We start from the raw sequence: 20071 nt of genomic DNA, 5'->3' as shown, positions 1-20071 counted from the left end.
ACCCAGAGCACCCGATGCCGCCGGCGCTCCGGCGGCGGCCCCCACCGGGTGGGCGGGACCGGCCCGAAGAGCACCACCGAGGCGGTGCGGTAGCCGGTGGCCAGGTGCGCCACCCCGGTGTCCCCGCTGACCACCAGGCGGGCGTCCGCCACCAGGGCGGCCAGCTCGGCGAGGTCGGTCCGACCGGCCAGCACCGCACCGTCCGGCAGCCCGGCCGCGGACGCGACCCGCGCGGCGGCGGCCCGCTCCGGCGCGCTGCCGGTCAACACGACCCGGTGCCCCCGCGCGGTCAACTCCCGGGCCAGGGCGGCGTACCGCCCGGCCGGCCAGCGCTTGGCCGGAATCTTCGAGCCGGGATGCAGCACGGTGACGCCGCCGGGCATGGTCCCCGGTCCCGGGCGGCGCAGGTCCAGGTCGGTCGGGTCGGCGGCGATGCCGTACCCGCCCAGCAGCCGGCACCAGCGCATCACCTCGTGCTCGTCGTCGTCCCAGTCCGGGCCGTCGCCGTGCCCGGCGGCGGAGTTTGCGAAGGCGAGCAGCCGGGCGGGACGGGTGCCGGCCAGCAGCCGGTGCGACTCCGGGCCCCGACCGTGCAGGTTGACCGCTACCTCGACCGGCCCGCCGGGCCGGTCCAGCCGGTCCAGCCCGTCGGTGGGCAGCAGCCGGTCCACCCCGCCGACCAGCTCGACCAGCGGCCCCAGCCAGGCCGGCGCGGCGAGCACCAGATCCCGATCGGGGTACGCCGCCCGCAACGCCCGCAGCGCCGGGACCCCGGTGGCGAGGTCACCGACGCCCAGCGCACGCAGGGCCAGGATCATGGGTAGGACGTCTCCTGCTCGGCGCAGACCACCAGCTCGCGTACCGCGCAGCCGGCGGGCTGGGACAGCGCGAACATGACGGCGGCCGCGGTGTCCGCCGGGTCGTTGAGGATCGCGTCCGGGCCCGGACGGTACTGCGGATCCCGTTCGTCGAAGAAGGCGGTCCGCATCCCGCCCGGGATGAGCAGCGTGACGCCCACGGTCCCGGCCAGCTCGGCGGCGAGCGCCCGGGTGAACCCGACCACGCCGAACTTCGCCGCGCAGTACGCCGTCGCGTCGCTGACCGCCTTCACGCCGAGCGTGGAGGCCACGGTCACCACGGTGCCCTGGGACGCCGCCAGGAACGGCAACGCGGCCCGGATCACCGCGGCGGTGGCCAACAGGTCGACCATGACGATCCGGTCCCACGTCTCGCCGGGCACGTCGGCCAACCGGCCCGGCACGTCGATGCCGGCCGCGGTGACCACGCCGTCCAGCCCACCGACGCGCTCGGCGAGCCGGCGGGTCGCCTCCTCCGCCGCCCGGGTGTCGGCCAGGTCGCACTCGGCCCAGGGCACGCCGTCGGCCGGCGCCTGCCGGTCCAGCACCAGCGGCCGACCGCCAGAGCGGGCCACCGCCGCCACCACCGCGGCCCCCAACCCGCTCGACCCGCCGGTGACCAGCACCGTCCGCCCGGTGCCCGGCGCGCTCATGCCGGCACTCCGCTTCGCTCCGTGCCCTTGCGGCCGATATCGTCGGCGCGGCCGGTCGCCCGGGCGGCGGCGATCATCTCGGTGGTGGAATGCCCGTCCAGGTACGGCACCACCACGGTGTGGCCGCCCCAGCGGCGCAGCATCTCCGCCTCGGGCAGGGCGTCGTCGTCGCCACCGCCGGTGGCGTAATCCCCGCCCTTGACCCAGATGTCCGGACGCAGCCAGGACAGCACCGCCGCCGGAGTCGACTCGTCGAAGATCATGACCGCGTCGACGCAGCTGAGCGCGGCCAGCAGCCGGCTACGGTCGTCCTGCCGGATGACCGGCCGGTCCGGTCCCTTCAGTCCGCTGACGCTGGCGTCCGAGTTGAGGCACACCACCAGGCAGTCGCCGAGTTGTCGGGCTGCCTGCAGGGTCGCCAGGTGACCGGCGTGCAGCAGGTCGAAGCAGCCGCCGGTGGCGACCACGGTGCCCCCGGCGGCGCGAACCTGGGCCACCACGGTCGCGGCCGCGGCCACCCCGACCCGGTCACCGGCCGCCGCGGCGTGCACCGCCTGCGGGGCCCGGCGCACCGACGGCGGCAGCGCCGTCGCCACGCCCCCGTCCGCCACGTACGCCGACGCCTCGGCCACCGCCTCCTGCACCGCCTCGGAGACCAGGGCGCCGCGGGCCAGGGCAAGGCTGGCGGTGGCGGCGAAGCGGTCGCCCGCGCCACAGGTGTCCCCCTCGGCGGCGACCGGGGCGGGCACCATCAGCGGGGTCGAGCCGGCGTGGCTGAGCAGCGCGCCGTCGGCGCCCAGCGTCACCGCGACCGCGCCGGCCCGCCACCGGTGCCGGAGGCGCTGCGCGCCCTGGGTGGCGGTGGCCAGCCGGGTTCCTCCGGTGGGCGCCTCGACCAGGTTCCGTGCCTCCGCCTCGTTCGGGGTGGCCAGGTGCACCCCGGGCACCGCTGCCGGCCCGCGCGGGTGCGGGTCCCAGACCACCGGAGCGCGGGTCGCCGCCAGGGCCGCCCGTAGCGCCGGCTGCCGCGCCACCCCCCGGCCGTAGTCGCTGACCAGCACCACCGACGCGCGGTCGATCGCGCGCAGCACCGCCTCGGCCGGCTGCCCCGGCTCGCCGGCACCACCACCCCGGTCGTGCCGCAGCAGCACCCGACCGCCGGCCCGCAGCCGGATCTTCTCCGGGGTGGCTCCGGTCAGCCGCAGCGGATACACCTGCACCCCGGCGGCGGCCAGCAGCACGCCCAACCGGGCCCCGCCCGCGTCGTCGGCCAGCGCGGTGACCAGTACCACCTCGGCGCCCTGTGCGGCCGCGAAGACGGCCGCGAGCCCGGCGCCGCCGGGCCGGTCGACGTGTGCGGTCTCGTCGAGCACCGGCACCGGCGAGTCCGGACAGAGCCGGTTGACCACGCCCTCGACATCCCGGTCGAGCAGGGTGTCGCCGACCACCACCACGGGTCCCGTCACGGTTGCCTCCTCACGCCTCGACCGGGCGGCCGGCGCCGCCGTCCAGCACCACCTCGACGCCGGCCCGCACCGGGCCGGCGGACGGCGCGGCGGGCACCGGTGGTGCGAGGTACTCCGACATCGCCTGTTCGACGTACTCGCAGAGCAGGTGGCTGGAGACCAGATGCAGCTCCTGGACGACCTGGCTGTCCGGGGAGTCCACCGCGAGCGCCTCGTGGCAGGCGTCCGCGAGGGGGTTCGGGGCGGGGCCGGTGAAGGCCCAGCACCGCAGCCCGGCCTCCCGCCCGGCTTGGGCGGCGGCGAGCAGGTTGCCGCTGCCGCCGCTGGTGGACAGCAGCAGCAGTACGTCGTCGGGGCGGCCGTGGGCACGGACCTGGCGGGCGAAGACCTCCTGGTAGCCGTAGTCGTTGCCGATCGCGGTCAGCGCGGAGGTCTCGGCGTGCAGGGCGATCGCGGACAGCGGCTGGCGGTCGTCGCGCAGCTTGCCGACCAGCTCGGCGGTCAGGTGCTGCGCCTCGGCGGCGCTGCCACCGTTGCCGGCGACCAGCAGCCGGCCACCGGCGGTGAGCCGCCGCGCCAGCGTCGCACCCCACCGGGCAAGCAACGGCTCGCACCGCCGGTACGGCGGCAGCGCCGCGGCCAGGTGCGCCAGGTGCGCGTCGAGCGGGGTGCCCGCCGCCATCAGGCCACCACCCGGGTGGGCCGGCGCACGGCGGCCACCTCGTCGTAGACCTCCGCGAGGCGTTCCGCGGTGACCGTCCAGGAGTAGTGCTGGCGGGCCCGGGCGCGGGCCGCGCCCGCGTACGCGAACCGGCGGATCCGGTCGTCGAGCAGGCGCCGCAGCGCGTCGCCCAACGCCCGCGGGTCCCGGGCCGGCACCAGGTCTCCGGTGACCCCGTCGACCACCGTGTCGCGCAGCCCGCCGACGGCGGTGGCCACCACGGGCACCCCGCAGGCCATCGCCTCCAGCGGGGTGAGGCCGAACGGCTCGTACCAGGGTGCGGCGACCAGGATGTCCGCCGAGCGGTACCAGCGACCCATCTCCTCCCGGGGTACCGCACCGACCAGACGGACCCGGTCGGCCACCCCGCAGCTGCCGGCCAGGGCGCGCAGCCGGCGGGCGTACGGGTCGGCCTCCAGCAGGCCGGCCGGTGGCCCACCCACCACCACACACTCGGCGTCGGGCACGTGTGCCATGGCCCGCACCACGGTCTGGAAGCCCTTGCGTTCGACCAGCCGGCCGACGGTGAGGATCCGGGCGTGGCCGGGTTCCCGTTCGGTGGCCGGGCCGAGCGGGGCGAACGTGCCCAGGTTCACCCCGGACGGGATGACGGTGATCCGGGACCGGGGCACCCCCATCCGGACCAGTTCGCCGACCTCGTCGCGGCACTGGGCGATCACCCGGTCGACCGACCGGCCCAGCTGGAGTTCGTAGCCGACCCGCCGGGCCGGGCTGGTGTCCTGCACCCCCTGGTAGCGGCGCTTGACCGTGCCGAGCGCGTGGTACGTCTGCACCACCGGCACCCCGGTCTGCCGGCTGGCCTCCAGCGCGGCCAGTCCGCTCATCCAGAAGTGCGCGTGGATCACCTCGGGTGCCCAGTCCCCGCCCCGCCAGCGGTCGACCAGCCACGCGCTGAACGGCCGCATGTGCGGCAGCAGCGCGTCCTTGGCCACCGGCTCGGCCGGCCCGGCCGGGACGTGCACCACGTCGTACCCGTCCGGGCTGCGTACGGTCACCGGCAGGTCGACCGCGTCGCGGCGGGTGTAGACCCGCACGTCGTGCCCGGCGGCGGCGAGCGCGGCGGAGAGTTCCGCGACGTGCGTGTTCTGGCCGCCGGCGTCCTCCCCGCCGAGGATGGCGAGCGGGCTGGCGTGCTCCGAGATCATCGCTATCCGCATACTTCCTCCTCCAGGAGCCGGTCCCAGTCGGCGAGGAAACGGTCGAGGCCGTAGCGTTCGCGGGCGGCGGCGCGGGCCTCGACGCCCACCCGACGTGCCCGCTCCGGTTCCGCGACGAACCGGCCGGCGGCCTCCAGCAGGGTGTCGACCCGGGTGGACAGGGCACCCGCGCCGGGCGGCACCGCCGTCACCGCCTCGGTGGTGGCCAGCGCCACAACCGGCATCCCGATGGCCATCGCCTCGATCAGGCTCAGCCCGAGCGAGGTCCACCGGCACAGGTGCAGGTACGCCCGGCGGCGCGCCAGCTCGGCGTGCATCCGGTGCTGCGGTACGTCGTCGTGGGTGGTCAGCCGGTCGGCGGGCAGGCCGAGCTGCTCGGCGAGCCCGGCCACCTTCAGGCCGAAGACGTCCAGCGGGGCGATCTCGGCGAACCGGGGCAGCAGGTCGGTGCCGGTGACCCGCCACCGGCGCACCGGCTCGTTGATCACGACGGCGAGGCGGTCCAGCTCACCGGTGTACTGCACCGCCGGCGGCACGATGCCGTGGTCGACCACGGTGGTCCGGGTCGAGCCGGTGTCCCAGAAGAGTTCGTTGAAGGCGGTCACGTGGGCGATGAGCAGGTCGTCCCGGTCGGCCATCGGGTGGCGGCTGTGCGGGACGTTCCCGTCCTTCGGGGTGTTGTGCTCCACGTAGATCGCCGGCACGTCCCGGCCCGGCCGGCGGCCGAGCCACTCGGTGGCCAGGTCGACCTCCTCGGGGCGTTGCAGGATCACCACGTCGACGTCGGCACCGCGCAGCTGCTCGGGGCTCACCTCGGCCGCGCTGTCCGGCCAGGTGTAGGTCCGGGCCCGGCCGAGGCCGTACGGACCGCGCTCCGGGGTGGCCGGGACCAGGTAGCGGTGCTTACCGTGCACGAACGAGGTGGTCCACGAGCCGTGCACGTGCCAGAGCAGGATGTTCATCGGCCCCTCCCGCCGCTGCTGGCCACCGCCGGCACCGCCCGCGACGCCGCGCCGACCAGGGCGACCGGACGGTGCGACGACACCGGGTGCGGTGGTACGCCCAGCAGCCGCAGGGCGTCCACGACGGCACCCGGCTCGACCCCGCTGAGGCAGGGGTGGCCGGGCACCGGGCAGCTCGCGGCGCGGGTGTCGCGGCAGGCGGCGCTGGCGTCACCGAGGCGTACCGTCGGCACCCGCCAGGGCCCCCACTGCCCGAACGGGACGGTGGGGGCGAAGAGGCTGACCACCGGCACGCCGTACGCGGCGGCCAGGTGCGCCGGGCCGGTGTTGCCGACCACCACGGCGCCAGCGCCCGCGACGACGGCGGCCAGTTCGGCCAGTCCGGTCCGGCCGCCGAGGTCCCGGGCGTACCGGCCGGCGACCCGGGCAGTGAGGTCACGCTCCTGCGGGCCGCCGGTGACCACCACCCGGTGACCGGCGACGGCCAACTCCCGGGCGATCCGCTCGGCCAGCTCGGGCGGGCAGCCCCGGGCCGGTGCGGCCGACCCGGGATGCAGCACCACGTATCCGGGCTCGCCGGCCTCGGGTGGGGGTGGCGGTACCGGACGCAGTCGCAGGTGCGGCTCGTCGGTCTGAGGCAGCGGGTAGCCGGCGGCGGCGGCCAGCGACAGGGCCCGTTCGGCCTCCGGGACGCCCGACGGCACCCGGTGCCGCACGTCGAGCAGCGTCCCGGGGTAGTCGTCGCTGATCGCGGCGATCCGCGCGACGCCGGCCATCCGCAGCAGCAGGGCCAGCGGCAGCGGCGACTGGTGGAAGGAGGTGAAGATGACCGCCTCGTCGGCGGCGAGCGCCGTGAGCCGGGTGATCAGGGCGGCCATCTCGGCGGGGTCAACCGGGACGGGGGCCGGGTCGATCCACGGCAGCCGGTGCTCGACGACCTCGTCGACGCCGGGCAGCAGCTCGGCGGCGGCCCGGCCCCGCGGGCCGCAGAGCAGCACCACCCGGCCCGCCCCGGCCGCCACCGCCCGAATGCCCGGCCCGGTCACCAGCACGTCCCCGGCCGAGTCCGACCGCACCACCAGTACGGTCCGGCCCCGCCCGGCGCCGTCGCCGTCGGGGCCGGGACGGGCCGCCGCGGAGCCGACTTCGACGTGGTCCACGTCGCCGACACCGGCAATGGCAGAACCGGCCGACGCGGCACCGTAACCGGTCGCGGCCGGCGGCCGCAGCGAATCCTGGCGGCGCAGGATCTCCGCGACCGCCGACGGCAGGTCGGCCGCCACCCAGGGGGCGGCGGCGATCTCCTGGGCCCGGGTCACCGGCGTCGGCACCAGGATGCCCGCGGCACCGGCGGCCAGCGCCGCCGTGACGTCCCGGCCGATGTCGCCGATCAGCGCGCAGCGGGCGGGCACGGTGCCCAGCGCGTGGGCGGCGACGTGCACCAGACCCGGTGCCGGCTTACGGCAGGCGCAGCCGTCCCCATCGTCGTGCGGGCACACCTGCCAGGAGTCGAACGGGCCCAGCAGAGCCTCGATCCGGCGGTGCACCCGGTGCAGCTGCGTCTCGGTGAACAGGCCCCGGGCCAGCCCGGACTGGTTGGTCACCACGGCGAGCTTCAACCCGGCCGCCCGCAGCCGGTCCAGCGCGGCGCGGGCGCCCGGCATCGGTCGTACCTTGTCCGGATCGCCGTTGTACGGCACGTCCTCGACCAGGGTGCCGTCCCGGTCCAGCAGCACCGCGTCGAACAGGACCGGACCCGCTCCGGCCCGGTCGGCATCCGCCAGCACCCCGGCTGACCTGCGCTGATCCGCCTCCCCATGGTCCTTTCGCACGGGCGGCGGGTTCCCTGCGCCCCGGGGAGTAAACGTCGGCTGCAACGCGGTGGACGACCGCGCGCGCCAGCGGCGCCACGCCGCCGCGCGGTGGCCTTACCCACGCCCCCGGAGAAGCTAACCCTGAGCTGCGCCGGGTGACTGGGCAGGGAGCCATTTCACCCCGGAAGGGACAACTAGTTACCCTTCAAGAGACCTGTCCGCTGACCGAGGATGTCCCCATGATCGAACCCGTCCAGTTACCCTCGCCGTGGCGGGACGCGCGCGTGACCGTCGTGGTGCCGACCTACAACGAGGCGGGCAACCTGCCGGTGTTGGTCGAGCGGCTCCTCGCCCTGCCGCTGCCGGGCCTGAAGGTGCTGGTCGCCGACGACAACTCCCCGGACGGCACCGGCGAGGTCGCGGACAAGCTCGCGATAGAGCATCCCGAGCGGGTCGAGGTGGTGCACCGGCCGGGCAAGGAGGGCCTCGGCCGGGCGTACGTGGACGGGATCACCCGGGCGCTGGACGGCGGGGCCGAGTACGTGGCCCAGATGGACGCCGACCTGTCCCACCCGCCGGAGGCGTTGCCGGGCATGCTCGGCGCCCTGCTGTCCACCCAGGCCGGTGTGGTGATCGGGTCCCGGTACGTGCCCGGCGGCGAGCTGGACGAGAACTGGCCGCTGTACCGGCGGGCACTCAGCGGCTGGGCGAACCTCTACGTGCACACGCTGCTGCGGGTGCGGATCCGGGACCTGACCGCCGGCTTCAAGATCTGGCGGGCCGACGCGCTGCGGGACATCGGGCTGGAGCGGGTCCAGTCCAACGGCTACAGCTTCCAGGTCGAGATGCACTACCTCGCCACCAAGCTGGGGCACACCATCCTCGAGGTGCCGATCCGGTTCGAGGAGCGGCGGGACGGCGACTCGAAGATGACCACCGCCACCAAGATCGAAAGCGCGTTGATGCCGTTCAAGCTGCGTACCCGGCACCGCAACATCGAGCGCTGACCCGGGCCGGGTCGCGCCGTCAGCGGTAGATGGCGCGCTGGGCGGTGGACACCCGCTGATGGGCATCACCGGTCAGGGGCCGGTCCCGGGCCAGGGCGGCGCGGGCGGCGTTCGCGCCGGGAGCGCCGTGCACCCCGCCCCCAGGATGGGCCGACGCGCTGGCCAGGAGGAGCCGGTCCAGCGGAGGGTCGGCGCGGCCCAGGCCGGGAATCGGGCGCAGGAGAAACTGCTGATACGGGGCGGCGGTGCCGCCGCCGAGGGCGTCACCGACCAGGCTCGGATTCGCCTCCTCCAGCTCGGCCGGGCCGGCGACGTGCCGGCCCACTACCAGGGTCCGGAACCCGGGTGCCGCAGCCTCCGGCGTCGCCTCCATCCGCTCGACCTGGACGGCGATCTCCTCGGCCCGCCAGTGCCGGCGGAACGGCAGGTAGGTGTACGACCAGAGCGACTCGGTGTCCGGTGGGAGTGGCTCGGGTCGGCCACCGACATCTGCCCGACCAGCAGGAACGGGCCGGGGGGGCAGCTCACCGCGGGCCAGCGTGGGCGGCTTGACGTTCTCCCCCGTTGGACCCGTCCATCCGGCCGCACATCGACCACGCTTGCGACGTGGGTACGAACCGATTGACACCCATAGGGGTGGTGCTGGCTGGTGCGAACGTCCAGAAACGTCATACGCCGGCGTTAGGTTGCCTGTTGTGCGGCTTCGGTACAACTACCGCGTCTACCCGACGCCCGACCAGCAGGAGGCGTTGGCGCGGGCGTTTGGGTGCGCGCGGGTGGTGTTCAACGACGGGCTGCGGGCACGGCAGGCCGCCTGGGAGGGCGGGCTGGCGTACGTGTCGGACGGTGAGCTGTCGAAGCGGGTGATCACCGAGGCGAAGAAGACGCCCGAGCGGGAGTGGCTGGGTGAGGTGTCGTCGGTGGTGCTGCAACAGGCCCTCGCGGACCTGAACACCGCATACCGGAACTTCTTCAACTCCCTGTCCGGTAAGCGCAAGGGGCGCACGGTTGGGCCGCCGCGGTTCCGGTCGCGTAAGGCCAACCGGCAGACGATCCGGTTCACGGCCAACGCCCGGTTCAAGGTGCTGGACAACGGTCGGTTGCGGTTGCCGAAGATCGGCGATGTGGTGGTGCGGTGGTCACGGGCGCTGCCGGCTGACCCCAGCTCGGTCACGATCGTCAAAGATGCGACCGGACGGTACTTCGCCTCGTTCGTCGTGGCGACCACCGACGCCCCGCTGCCTGCGGTTGAGGCCGAGGTCGGTATCGATCTGGGGTTGACCCACTTCGCGGTCCTGTCCAACGGCCGTAAGGTCGCGGCACCGAAGTTCCTGCGCCGCGCTGCCCGCAAGCTGCGCCGCTTGCAGCAGGACGTGTCCCGCAAGCAGCGGGGCAGCAACAACCGGAAGAAGGCCGTCGTCAAGGTCGCCAAGGCACACGCTACGGTGGCCGACACGCGGCGGGACTGGCAGCACAAGCTCTCGACGGAGATCATCCGCGATAACCAAGCGGTGTACGTCGAGGACCTGTGCATCGTCGGTCTCGGCCGCACCCGGCTGGCCAAATCCGTGCACGACGCCGGGTGGGCCAGCTTCATCGCAATGCTGGAGTACAAGGCTGCCCGCGCCGGGCGAACCTTCGGGAAAATCAACCGATTCACGCCCACGTCCCAAACGTGTTCGAGGTGCGACCGGATCGACGGACCCAAACCACTGAACGTCCGGACCTGGACGTGCCCCTGCGGCGCGGTCCACGACCGGGACATCAACGCGGCCATCAACGTGCTCGCGGCGGGACGCGCCGAGAGGCTAAACGCCTGTGGAGCGCGGGTAAGACCGGCACCCGTGCCGGCACCGCGCCGAGAAGCAGGAATCCACCCAAACGCTGCACGCAGTACCGCGCGCACCGCGGAGGGAATCCCCACCCTCTAAGGCGGGGAGAACATCAACCACGGGCAACCGGGCGAAAACGTTTGTCCGGCCCCGGCCGGGGCATCCAGCGCCCCATGTACACGGTTGCGCAGCTGATCGGTGGGGTGTGGGGCGCCGGCGGGGAGGCCGGCGAACTGGTGGTGCACGACCCGGTCGACGGCAGCCGGGTGACCAGCGCGCCGGTGGCGACGGCCGACGAGGTCGGCAAGGCCGTGGCCGCGGCGCGTGGGGTGGCGGCGGAATGGGCGGCGACCGCCCCGGCCGAGCGGGCCGCCGCGCTGCACCGTGCGGCCGACGCGGTGGCCGAGGCCGCCGACGACCTGGCCCGCGCCACCACCGCCGAGATGGGCAAGCCCCTGGCCGACGCCCGGGGCGGTGTCGAGGCCGGTATCGCGACCCTGCGGCAGTACGCCGAACTCGCTCCGGCCCGGGGCGGTCGCACCCTGCACGGCGATCCCGCCGCGATCGACTTCATGACGCCGCAGCCGCGTGGCGTGGTCGCGGTGATCACCCCGTGGAACGACCCGGTCGCCGTCTCGTGCGGGCTGCTCGGCGCGGCCCTGGTCACCGGCAACGTGGTGCTGCACAAGCCCAGCGAGCGCGCCCCGGCGACCGGATGGTTGCTGGCCCGGGCGTTCGACGCCGCGCTGCCGGCCGGGGTGCTGTCGCTGCTGACCGGCGGCCCGGAGACCGGCGCGGCGCTCGCCGCCGCCGAGGTGGACGTGGTGGCGCACGTCGGATCCACCCCGACCGGCCGGGCGATCGCCGCGGCCGCCGCCGGTTCCGGCGCGAAGGTGCTGCTGGAGAACGGCGGCAGCGACCCGCTGGTCGTGGACGCCGGCGTCGACCCGGTCTGGGCCGCTGGCCAGGCGGCCCAGGGCGCGTTCGCCAACGCCGGGCAGATCTGCGTCGCGGTGGAGCGGATCTACGTCCACCGGGACGTCGCCGAGGACTTCGTGGACGCGCTGGTCGAACGGGCCCGAGCGCTGCGGTCAGGGCCCGGGCGGGACCCGGACACCGAACTCGGCCCGCTGGTCGACCGGCGCCATCGGGACCAGGTGCACGGGCAGGTCACCGCCGCGGTGGCCGAGGGCGCGCGGGTCCGCACCGGCGGGACGCTGCCGGACGGGCCGGGCTCCTTCTACCCCGCGACGGTGGTGGACGACTGTCGGCACGACATGGCGCTGGTCCGCGAGGAGACCTTCGGTCCGGTCGCGCCGGTGGTGGTGGTCGACTCGTTCAGCGAGGCGCTGCGCTGTGCGGCCGACTCGCCGTACGGGTTGGCCGCCACGGTGCTGACCGGGTCGATGAGCCACGCGCAGCGGGCCTGGCGGGAACTGCCGGTGGGCACCGTCAAGGTGAACTCGGTCTTCGGCGGCGCCCCGGCCGGGGCCGCCCATCCGCGCCGGGGCAGCGGTCAGGGCTTCGGTTACGGGCCGGAACTGCTCGACGAGTTCACCGCCACCAAGGCGGTGCACATCGAGGCGCCCGGCGGCCGGCACTGGTGAGCTGATGCCGACCAGCAGCCGATGGGAGTGAGTGAGGGCCCTGTCCCCGGCGGGGACAGGGCCTCACGCATCCGTTGGCTCAGTCGCCGCGGGCCCGGCGAGTCTGCCGGTCGTTGGCCTTCTGGATGGCCTTGACCAGTTGCGGCTTGGTCATGCTCGACCGCACCGGCACGTCCAACTTGCGGGCCACGTCCATCAGGTGCTCCTTGGGGGCGTTGGCGTCCACCCCGCCGGCGGTGGGCGCCCGCCGGGCCGGGCCGCCGCCTGCGGCCTGCTGGTCGCTCGGACCCGTGCGGCCCTTCGGCTCCCAGTGGTCGCCCACCTTCTCGAACTGGTGTTTGACGGCGGCGAACGCGGTGCGGTGCGCCCGCTCCCCCTCGCCGTACGTCTCCACCGCGGAATCGTGTGTCTTCTCCCAGGTGCGCTGGGCCTTCTCCGGGGAGCGCCGCAGCGTGCTGGGCAGTACCTCGCGCCCGGGCATGTCGATCCTCCTCCGTGTGCGAGCGTTCCGACTGGCCTTCCCCGTGGGGCCGGCGGCAAACCGGCACGCCGGTTTGCCGAGGGTCGGCGCAGGGTACCGGCCGAGCCGTACATGCCGGAGCTGCGCAGCGGGAGGCCGCGATGACGACGAATCCGGACGCCCCGTCCGACGGCCCGCCGGTGGCGCCGCTGCCCCGCCGGATCCGTCAGTTGCACTGGCCGACCTGGCGCGGCGTGCTGGTCCGCAGCGGCCGCAACTACCTGCGGGACAACTGCACGGACTGGGCCGCCGCGCTCACCTACTACGGGGTGCTGGCGCTCTTCCCGGCCATCGTCGTAGTGGTCTCCCTGGTCGGTCTCGTCTCCGACGGCGAACGCACCGTGGACACGGTGCTGGACCTGGCCCGGGAGGTCGGCGCCGGTTCGGTGGTGGCCAACGAGGGCTTCGTCGACGTGATCCGGGGGGTGGTGGACCAGCGCAGCTCGGCCGGGGTCCTACTGAGCTTCGGCCTGCTCGGCGCCCTCTGGTCGGCCTCGAACTTCATCGCGTCGTTCACCCGGGCCACGAACGCGATCTACGGGGTGGCCGAGGGACGGCCGGTGTGGAAGCTGCGCCCGTTGCAGATCGGGCTCGCGGCGCTGGCGCTGGTCCTGCTCGCCACGGTCGCCGCCGGCCTGATCGTCAGCGGCCCGGTGGCCGACGCGGTCGGCGACTGGCTGGGCGCCGGTGGCGCGACCCGTACGGCGTGGACGGTGACCAAGTGGCCGGCGTTGGCCTTGATCGCGATGCTGCTGTTGTCGCTGTTGTACTGGGCCGCGCCGAACGTCCGCCAGCCCCGGTTCCGCTGGCTCACCCCGGGCGGGGCGGTGGCCCTGGCCGCCTGGGCGCTGGCCTCCTTCGGCTTCGGCCTGTACGTGGCGAACTTCGGCTCGTACGACGCCACCTACGGCAGCCTCGGCGCGGTGATCGCGTTCCTGGTCTGGCTGTACCTGTCCAATTCCGCGCTCATCCTCGGTGTCCAGATCAACGCCGAACTCCAGCGCGGCCGGGTGCTCCAGTCGGGGGCCAGCGATCCCGACGAACCGGTGCTGCCACCCCGGTCACCCGCCGGTTCGTGACCGCTTGCCGGGTTTACCACCCGGCCCGCCGGGTAGCGCACAAGGCATGGACCGCGGCAACAGCAAGCACGCACCAAGAGTCGACGAGCAGATGGACCAGGAGGTCAGCGGCCTCGTGCAGGGGCCGGGGACCGGCGGCTCACGGGTCGACGAGTCCCGGGTGCCGGAGCCCGCAGGAGAGGACCAGCCGGAGGCCACCACCGCTCCGGCCGGTGACCTGCGCAGCGGCTCTCCCCAGGGCATGACCTCCGAGGACGTCGAGGCACGCAGCCGGCTCGGGCGGTTCATCACGATGACCGCCCTGCCCGGTGACCGGGCCACGCTGCTCGCCAACGCGCGGGACAACCAGGCGCCGGCCGACGTGCTCGCCGCGTTGGAGCGCCTGCCGGAGGGCACCCGCTACCAGACGGTGTCCGAGGTGTGGGCGGCGCTTGGCCACAAGAACGAGACCACGCGCTGGTAAGTCGGGCCGCGTCCGGTCCGCCGCCCCGCTGGCGCAGGAAAGGATGCTGATGAGTGGCGTTACCGAGCATGTCGACGTGGCCGTCCCGGTACGGACCGCGTACGACCAGTGGACGCAGTTCGAGGAGTTCCCCCACTTCATGGAGGGCGTGGAGCAGGTTCGCCAGCTCTCCGACACGATGACCCACTGGACCGTCGAGATCGCCGGGGTGAAGCGCGAGTTCGACGCCGAGATCACCGAACAGTTGCCCGACGAGCGGGTCGCCTGGCGTTCGACCGGCGGCACCCAGCACGCCGGGGTGGTGACGTTTCACCGGCTGGACGAGCACAGCAGCCGGGTCAGCCTCCAACTCGAGTTCGACCCGCACGGCGTGATCGAGCAGGCCGGCGACAAGCTCGGCGTGGTCGATCGCCGGGCAAAGGGCGACCTGCAACGGTTCAAGCAGTTCATCGAGCGGCGCGGGCAGGAGACCGGCTCCTGGCGGGGCAAGGTCGACCGACCGCAGCCCTGAGCGGTACCCGAACCTGATGGCGGCCGCCGGGGACACCGGCGGCCGTCCCGTTTGCGGCGATCCGGCCGGGGTACCGCGATGACATGACCGACGACAGGGTGTGGCGGGACGAGGAACGGATCCCGCTGGAGGAGTTGGAGCGGGCCGTCGCGCGGTCGACGCTCGACGGGCAGTCCGACGACGCGACCGGCAACGACGCCGGCGAGGAGGCCGCCTTCGGGCATGGCCCCGAGGCGGCCGACCGCGGCGGGGAGATCCCCGGTACCGGCCGCGAACCGACTGACCGGGATCGCGCCTACCGCCCCTCCACCACCGGCCGCACCGGCCCCGACACCATGTAGCCCGCCCCCGATGGGGGGCTGGACGGGTGGGAAATTCGGACAGGTCAGCCAGAATCGGCCGTTCGGCTGACGGCAATGCCGGTGTACCGAGCAAGACTTTCCGAATGCATCAGGGCTCCGGCTTCCTCACCACGCGTCAACGTCGCCTGGCATGGCTCGGTTTCCTCCTCGCCGCCGCCCAGGCGCCGGTCTCCGCCAAGCTGGTCGCGGACAGCTCCTGGCTGTTCAGCCTCGTCGTCGCGCTGATGGTGGCAACCGTGATCATCGCCGACGACGCGGCGCGCCGTCGCCCCGCCGGCGCCCCCACCTCCGAATAGGGCGGGTGTCCAAGCCCGTCGGGCCTAAGCTAAGGTCGGCGTGGTACGGGCCGTACCCGGGTGGGTGGTTTCGGCCACTCGGTCCTCGCTACCCGGTCCGCGCCGACTCGGTCCCCTCGGGCAGTGCCCGGACGACCAGCGGTGGATCCCCCGACCAGCCGACCAGCCGAGGTCAGGGCCGGTACCGGTTGGCTAGATTCGTTCTTCATGCGCGTGCCGCCAGATCGGGTCCCCTCCCCCACCGCCGTCGACTCGACGCGGTCCATCCTCGTCGCGCTGGCCAACGCCGTGGGTCTCGACGGGCTCGCCGCCGCCAACGCCGAGCCGGGCCTGCTCGCGGTGGTCGACCAGCACGCCGCCGCGGTCCGGGAGAGCCTGCACGGCGACCATCGTCCGCTGACCGCCGCGGCCCTCGCCGGCTACGCCGAGGGGGTACGCTCCGCCGCCGGTGAAAACGGCTGGTCGCCGCCCACCGACCCGGTGGACTGGTCGGAGGCGGACTGGGTGCTGGTACGCCTGCTCGCCGTCTGCGCGCTGACCGCCGTGCTAGGCACGCCGGCCTCGCAGCCGCCCACCCTGTGACGTGAACGGGTGCCCGCCGGCGGCGGGCACCCGTTCTCTCGTCGACCAACCGTCACGGACGGAACTGCTGGGTCTCGTCGCCCGTGTTCCCGGACTGGTAGGTGCCCCGTCCCCCGGACATCGCCTGGGTACGCTCGGCGCCCGCCCGGTCGGCCATCTGCCGCTGCATGTCGCCGCGACCGGCCGCGGCACCCTGCCGCTGATCGCGGACCGCCCGCGACTCCTCGGCCATCCGGTGCAGCCAGCCCTCCCAGCGGTTCTGCATGGGCCGGATCAGACCACCACCGACGCCGACGATCAGGATGCCGGCCACCGTGGCGAGCACCGCGATCAGCACGGGAGTGGTGACGGTGGTAGCGATGCCCACCTGGTTCAGCGCGGCGATCACACCCAGCGCGATGACGAAGATCGCGGCCAGGTCGGCCAGGACCTTGCCGTACGACAGACCCCCCAGCGCCCCGGTGACGATGTCCCGGATGGCGTTGGCGATCGCGAAGGCGATCACCACGATGACGATCGCCACGAAGGCTCGCGGCAGCCAGGCCACCACCCCCGCGATCAGGTTGCTGATCGCGTTTGGCCCCCATACGCCGAAGGCGAACTGCAACGTGAACAGCAGCACGGCGTAGTACGCCAGTTTCGCCAGGATGTCGCTGGCGTCGTATCTCGTCCGTTCCAGCGCGCGCTTGATGCCGCCCCGTTCGACCGCCCGGTCGAACCCCACCCGTTCCAGGGCCGCGTCCACGATTTTGAGCACCGCTCTGGCGATGAGCCATCCGACCACGAGGATCGCGATGAACGCGATGGCCCTCGGCACGAACAGCAGCACCGACCTCCACATGTCGGCCACGGCGGTACCGATGTTGACCTGCGTGGCCGCGAGGGTTTCCGGCATGATGTCCCTCCTGTCGCATGGACTACCCCGCGCGCTTACCCCAACGCCGGGGCGGCACGCCGCGCCGGTCGCCTCCTTTTTCCCGACAGACCGCGACAGAGCCGCTCTGACCTGGCGATCGACCACGCCGAGCGGACACCACGGTGAAGCTCGGTGGACGCCGCACTAGGCTGCGGTCATGCCAGGAACGGTCGGGCGAGTCCCCACGCCAGCAGGCCCCGTCCCGGGCGCACCGGTGCCGGACGCTGCGACCGCGGTCGGCCACCACCGGTGGGACGGCACCACGCTCGGCCCGCACGAGTCCTGGGATCCGGCCGTCCGGGCGGCCGTCGAGCTGGTGCTCGCCTCGCCCGCGCCGATGGCGCTCCACCTCGGCGACGAGCTGCTGCTGCTCTACAACGACGCGTACGCCGAGCTGATCGGCGACCGGCATCCACAGGCCGTCGGGCGACCCGCCACCGAGGTCTTCGCCGAGGTGTGGCGGAGGCCGGGCGTCGGTGAGGTCGTCGAGCACGCGTACCGCACCGGTGAACCGTTCCTGGAGAAGGAGATCCCGCTCCCGCTCGGCCACGACACGGGCGGGCTCGAACCGGCCGTCTACACCCGGGCCTGCTCCCCGGTCCGGGACAGCCTCGGCCGGATCGTCGGCGTGCTGTCCGTGGTCGCCGAGACCAGTCCGGCGACCCGGCAGTTGCAGGGGCTCAGCGAGTTCGCCGCGGCGCTGTCCGGCACGCTCACCCTGGACGACGTGGCGCGGGTCGCGCTGCGCTACGCGATCACCTCGTTCGACGCCGACCGGGTCTCCTTCGCCGTCGACGAGGGCGGCAGTGGCGGCTGGCGGATGGTCCGGCGGGTCCGGGGCGAACTGGTGGACGAGGCGGACGAGCGACTGCCCCCGCTGTGGCGGCGCGGTCCGGCCGACTGGCGCCCGCCGGTGGTGGTCAGCGCGCGCAGCGGACGGGCCATCTTCACCGACGACGGCCAGCCGCTGCGGGAGATCGCCGTCGACCGGCACGATCAGCGGATCCGTGCCCTGGCGGCGGTGCCGCTACGGGCGTCCGTCGTCCGGGGCGGCCTGACCATCGGCTACCGGTCCGCGCACGCCTGGTCGGCGCCGGAGCGGGCGCTGCTGGCCGCCTCGGCCGAACTGATCGGGCAGGCCACGGAGCGGGCCCGCCGGTTCGAGACCCAGCACGGCACCGCCCAACTGTTGCAGCGCAGCATGCTGCCGGAGAACCTGCCGGGCCTGCCCCGGCTGCGCATCGCGGCGCGCTATGACCCGGGCGTCGACGGCAACGCCGCAGGCGGCGACTTCTACGACGCGTTCGTGCTACCCACCGGCGACCTGGGCGTGGTGCTCGGCGACGTCGCCGGGCACGACGTGCAGGCCGCCGCCCGGATGGGTCAGGTCCGCGCCGCCCTGCGGGCGCTGGCGCTCAACGACCCCCGGCCCGACCAGGTGCTCACCGGGCTCGACCGCCTGGTGACCAGCCTGGGCGCCGAGGCCGGCACGCACGAGCTGTTCGTCACCGTGGTGTTCGGCGTCATCGACCTCGACCGGGAGCAGCTCACGCTGGCCAGCGCCGGCCACCCGGCGCCGCTGGTCCGCTGCTGCTCGCCGACCGGCGAACCGAGGGCCGAGTACGTCGAGGTGCCGCTCGGCGCGCCGCTGGGCGTCGGCTACCGCCCCGCCACACGTACCGTCGCGTTCACGCCCGGCGACACGTTGCTGCTGTTCAGTGACGGCGTGGTGGAGCGCCGGCGGCAGGGGTTGTCGCACGGCCTGGCCCGCCTGGCGGAGTCGGTGGCCGCGGCACCCAGCGGCGACCCCCGGGCGTTGTGCGCGGTGGCCACGGCCGCGGTGAGCGGTGCGACCGAGGACGACGTGGCCGTGCTGGCCGTCGAGTACGCGCTGCGGCCGAGCCGGTCGGCACGGATGGAGGTACCCGCCGAGCCGACCGCGCCGAGCCGGGTCCGGCACTGGATGACCGCCCAGCTCACCGAGTGGCAGGTGGCCGAGTCGGTGATCGGCGCAGCGGTGCTGTGCACCAGCGAACTGACCACCAACGCCCTGCTGCACGCCGGCACGGCGGCCCGGGTGGAGGTCGACCTGAGTCCCGAGCGCCTGCTCGTGTCGGTCGCCGACTCGGGTTCCCGTGGCACGGTCACCCGGGCCCGTACCGAAACCCTGAGCAGCCGGGGCCGTGGACTGGGCCTGATCGAGGAGTTGTCCGACGCCTGGGGCACCGACCCCACGGTGCGGGGCTCGACGGTCTGGTTCGAGATCCTGACTCCGCCGGCCTGAGCGGTCAGGTCAGCCGGCGGGCCAGGGCACGCCCGAGGTCACGGCCGGAACGCCACGCGGTCTGCACCCGGGGCTCGCCGAACGCGTCCCCGGCCAGCCCGATCCCGTCGTCGTCGAGATGGAAGCCGGCGTCCGAGCGGGAGGTGGGCTTGGCGTACGTCCACCGGTGCACGTGCACGTGGTCGGCCCGGTCGGGCAGGGCGAGCAGGTCGCGTACGGCCGCCTCGACGGCCGACGCGGCGGCGGTGGGCTGGGCGAGATGCCCGGCGGCGAACTCCGGTGTGGTGTGCGCGACCAGGACGGGAGCGCCGTCGCCGCGCCGGTCCCCGTCGTCGCAGACCAGGCTGAGCAGCGGGTGGTCGTTGACGAAGGCACCCCGGAATTCGGTCCACCGCCGGGTGGGGAACCGCAGCACCGCCGCCAGCGTCGGCGACCACCGCTGCTGGCGCACCAGCTCGGTGGCCTCGGCGAGGGCCGGGTCGAGCAGCAGTGCGGCCTGCGGCCCGGGCATGGCCAGCACGACCGCCGCGCACTTGTGGCCGTCCACCGCCGGCCCCGGCTCGATCCCGAGCACCAGCCGGTTCACCGCCACGGGCAGGTCCTTGGCCAGGTGTTCGACGAGCGAACGCAGCCCGCGGGGTGCGGCCCAGCGCATCGGGCCGGGCATCTCGCGCCGGCCACCGTCGCCGTAGGCGACGAAGGTGTCCGTCCACTCGCGGGCCAACCCGGCGGCCTGCCACCCGCGTACCACCTCGGCGAAGTCCGGATCGCTCACCGTCAGGTAGGCAGCGCCCAGGTCGGCGGGGCGGCCGTCGAAGCGCTTGCTGGCCATCCGGCCGCCGGCCACCCGCCCCCGTTCCCGGATCTCCACCGGTACGCCGGCGCGCCACAGTTCCCCGGCGCACGCCACGCCGGCGATCCCGGCACCGACCACCACCACCACGCCCGCCCGGTCCAGACC

The 20071-nt window shown here is 74.2% G+C and carries 20 protein-coding genes and 1 pseudogene; 10 read left to right on the top strand and 11 right to left on the bottom strand.

The window, feature by feature from the left end:
* The 7 genes from C1I95_RS19505 to C1I95_RS19475 form a co-directional block, all read right to left on the bottom strand.
* On the bottom strand, nt 1-818 hold an 818-nt coding region (locus C1I95_RS19505; protein WP_111215254.1), incomplete at its 3' end, for a glycosyltransferase family 9 protein.
* Complete coding sequence (locus C1I95_RS19500; RefSeq protein ID WP_111215253.1) at nt 815-1510, bottom strand: SDR family oxidoreductase; 696 nt, start codon at nt 1508-1510, stop codon at nt 815-817. The genes C1I95_RS19505 and C1I95_RS19500, both read right to left, overlap by 4 nt.
* Nucleotides 1507-2976, bottom strand: a complete 1470-nt coding sequence (locus C1I95_RS19495; RefSeq protein ID WP_111215252.1) for a PfkB family carbohydrate kinase — start codon at nt 2974-2976, stop codon at nt 1507-1509. Before C1I95_RS19495 ends, C1I95_RS19500 begins: the two co-directional genes overlap by 4 nt.
* Nucleotides 2977-2986: 10 nt before the next feature.
* Complete coding sequence (locus C1I95_RS19490; protein WP_111215257.1) at nt 2987-3661, bottom strand: D-sedoheptulose-7-phosphate isomerase; 675 nt, start codon at nt 3659-3661, stop codon at nt 2987-2989.
* On the bottom strand, nt 3658-4875 hold the full coding sequence (locus tag C1I95_RS19485; protein WP_111215251.1) for a glycosyltransferase: 1218 nt from the start codon (nt 4873-4875) through the stop codon (nt 3658-3660). Before C1I95_RS19485 ends, C1I95_RS19490 begins: the two co-directional genes overlap by 4 nt.
* Nucleotides 4866-5837 (bottom strand): glycosyltransferase, encoded by a 972-nt coding sequence (locus C1I95_RS19480; protein WP_111215250.1) that lies wholly within the window; start codon nt 5835-5837, stop codon nt 4866-4868. Before C1I95_RS19480 ends, C1I95_RS19485 begins: the two co-directional genes overlap by 10 nt.
* Complete coding sequence (locus tag C1I95_RS19475; RefSeq protein WP_233513755.1) at nt 5834-7624, bottom strand: HAD-IIIA family hydrolase; 1791 nt, start codon at nt 7622-7624, stop codon at nt 5834-5836. Before C1I95_RS19475 ends, C1I95_RS19480 begins: the two co-directional genes overlap by 4 nt.
* A 266-nt stretch (nt 7625-7890) precedes the next feature.
* Between C1I95_RS19475 and C1I95_RS19470 the strand changes: the two genes are divergently transcribed.
* Nucleotides 7891-8658, top strand: coding sequence for a polyprenol monophosphomannose synthase (locus C1I95_RS19470; RefSeq protein WP_111215248.1), 768 nt, complete (start codon nt 7891-7893; stop codon nt 8656-8658).
* A 19-nt stretch (nt 8659-8677) separates the two neighbouring features.
* On the opposite strand, the pseudogene C1I95_RS19465 reads toward C1I95_RS19470, so the two are convergent.
* Nucleotides 8678-9196 (bottom strand): annotated as a pseudogene (locus C1I95_RS19465) (phytoene desaturase family protein); the annotation flags it as partial.
* A 157-nt stretch (nt 9197-9353) separates the two neighbouring features.
* Here C1I95_RS19465 and C1I95_RS19460 point away from each other — a divergent pair.
* Nucleotides 9354-10589: an RNA-guided endonuclease InsQ/TnpB family protein gene (locus C1I95_RS19460; RefSeq protein WP_111215247.1), complete on the top strand. Its 1236-nt coding sequence runs from the start codon at nt 9354-9356 to the stop codon at nt 10587-10589.
* 74 nt (nt 10590-10663) lie between these two features.
* Nucleotides 10664-12097: an aldehyde dehydrogenase family protein gene (locus C1I95_RS19455; RefSeq protein ID WP_111215246.1), complete on the top strand. Its 1434-nt coding sequence runs from the start codon at nt 10664-10666 to the stop codon at nt 12095-12097.
* A 79-nt stretch (nt 12098-12176) separates the two neighbouring features.
* On the opposite strand, the gene C1I95_RS19450 is transcribed toward C1I95_RS19455, so the two are convergent.
* Complete coding sequence (locus tag C1I95_RS19450) at nt 12177-12578, bottom strand: ChaB family protein (RefSeq protein WP_111215245.1); 402 nt, start codon at nt 12576-12578, stop codon at nt 12177-12179.
* A 140-nt stretch (nt 12579-12718) separates the two neighbouring features.
* Between C1I95_RS19450 and C1I95_RS19445 the strand changes: the two genes are divergently transcribed.
* From C1I95_RS19445 to C1I95_RS19420, 6 genes are all read left to right on the top strand, one after another.
* Nucleotides 12719-13696, top strand: a complete 978-nt coding sequence (locus tag C1I95_RS19445) for a YihY/virulence factor BrkB family protein (RefSeq protein WP_111215244.1) — start codon at nt 12719-12721, stop codon at nt 13694-13696.
* 46 nt (nt 13697-13742) lie between these two features.
* Complete coding sequence (locus tag C1I95_RS19440) at nt 13743-14159, top strand: DUF2795 domain-containing protein (protein ID WP_111215243.1); 417 nt, start codon at nt 13743-13745, stop codon at nt 14157-14159.
* 49 nt (nt 14160-14208) lie between these two features.
* Nucleotides 14209-14670 (top strand): SRPBCC family protein, encoded by a 462-nt coding sequence (locus C1I95_RS19435; protein ID WP_111215256.1) that lies wholly within the window; start codon nt 14209-14211, stop codon nt 14668-14670.
* 83 nt (nt 14671-14753) lie between these two features.
* The gene (locus tag C1I95_RS19430) at nt 14754-15011 is read left to right on the top strand and encodes a hypothetical protein (RefSeq protein WP_111215242.1); all 258 of its coding nucleotides are present in this window, start codon (nt 14754-14756) and stop codon (nt 15009-15011) included.
* Between the two features lie 104 nt (nt 15012-15115).
* Nucleotides 15116-15328, top strand: a complete 213-nt coding sequence (locus C1I95_RS19425; protein ID WP_111215241.1) for a hypothetical protein — start codon at nt 15116-15118, stop codon at nt 15326-15328.
* A gap of 207 nt (nt 15329-15535) precedes the next feature.
* On the top strand, nt 15536-15910 hold the full coding sequence (locus C1I95_RS19420) for a DUF6401 family natural product biosynthesis protein (protein ID WP_111215240.1): 375 nt from the start codon (nt 15536-15538) through the stop codon (nt 15908-15910).
* Nucleotides 15911-15962: 52 nt separating this feature from the next.
* On the opposite strand, the gene C1I95_RS19415 is transcribed toward C1I95_RS19420, so the two are convergent.
* The gene (locus tag C1I95_RS19415) at nt 15963-16805 is read right to left on the bottom strand and encodes a mechanosensitive ion channel family protein (protein WP_111215239.1); all 843 of its coding nucleotides are present in this window, start codon (nt 16803-16805) and stop codon (nt 15963-15965) included.
* 178 nt (nt 16806-16983) lie between these two features.
* Between C1I95_RS19415 and C1I95_RS19410 the strand changes: the two genes are divergently transcribed.
* Nucleotides 16984-19110, top strand: coding sequence for a SpoIIE family protein phosphatase (locus C1I95_RS19410; protein WP_111215238.1), 2127 nt, complete (start codon nt 16984-16986; stop codon nt 19108-19110).
* 4 nt (nt 19111-19114) lie between these two features.
* Here C1I95_RS19410 and C1I95_RS19405 read toward each other — a convergent pair whose 3' ends face one another.
* Nucleotides 19115-20050, bottom strand: coding sequence for an NAD(P)/FAD-dependent oxidoreductase (locus C1I95_RS19405; RefSeq protein ID WP_199523819.1), 936 nt, complete (start codon nt 20048-20050; stop codon nt 19115-19117).
* Nucleotides 20051-20071 lie beyond the last annotated feature (21 nt).

The organism is Micromonospora craterilacus (genome assembly GCF_003236315.1).
In the GTDB taxonomy this organism is placed as follows: domain Bacteria; phylum Actinomycetota; class Actinomycetes; order Mycobacteriales; family Micromonosporaceae; genus Micromonospora; species Micromonospora craterilacus.
Note: the sequence above shows the minus strand (reverse complement) of the source record. Positions and strands in the feature narration are given on the sequence as shown.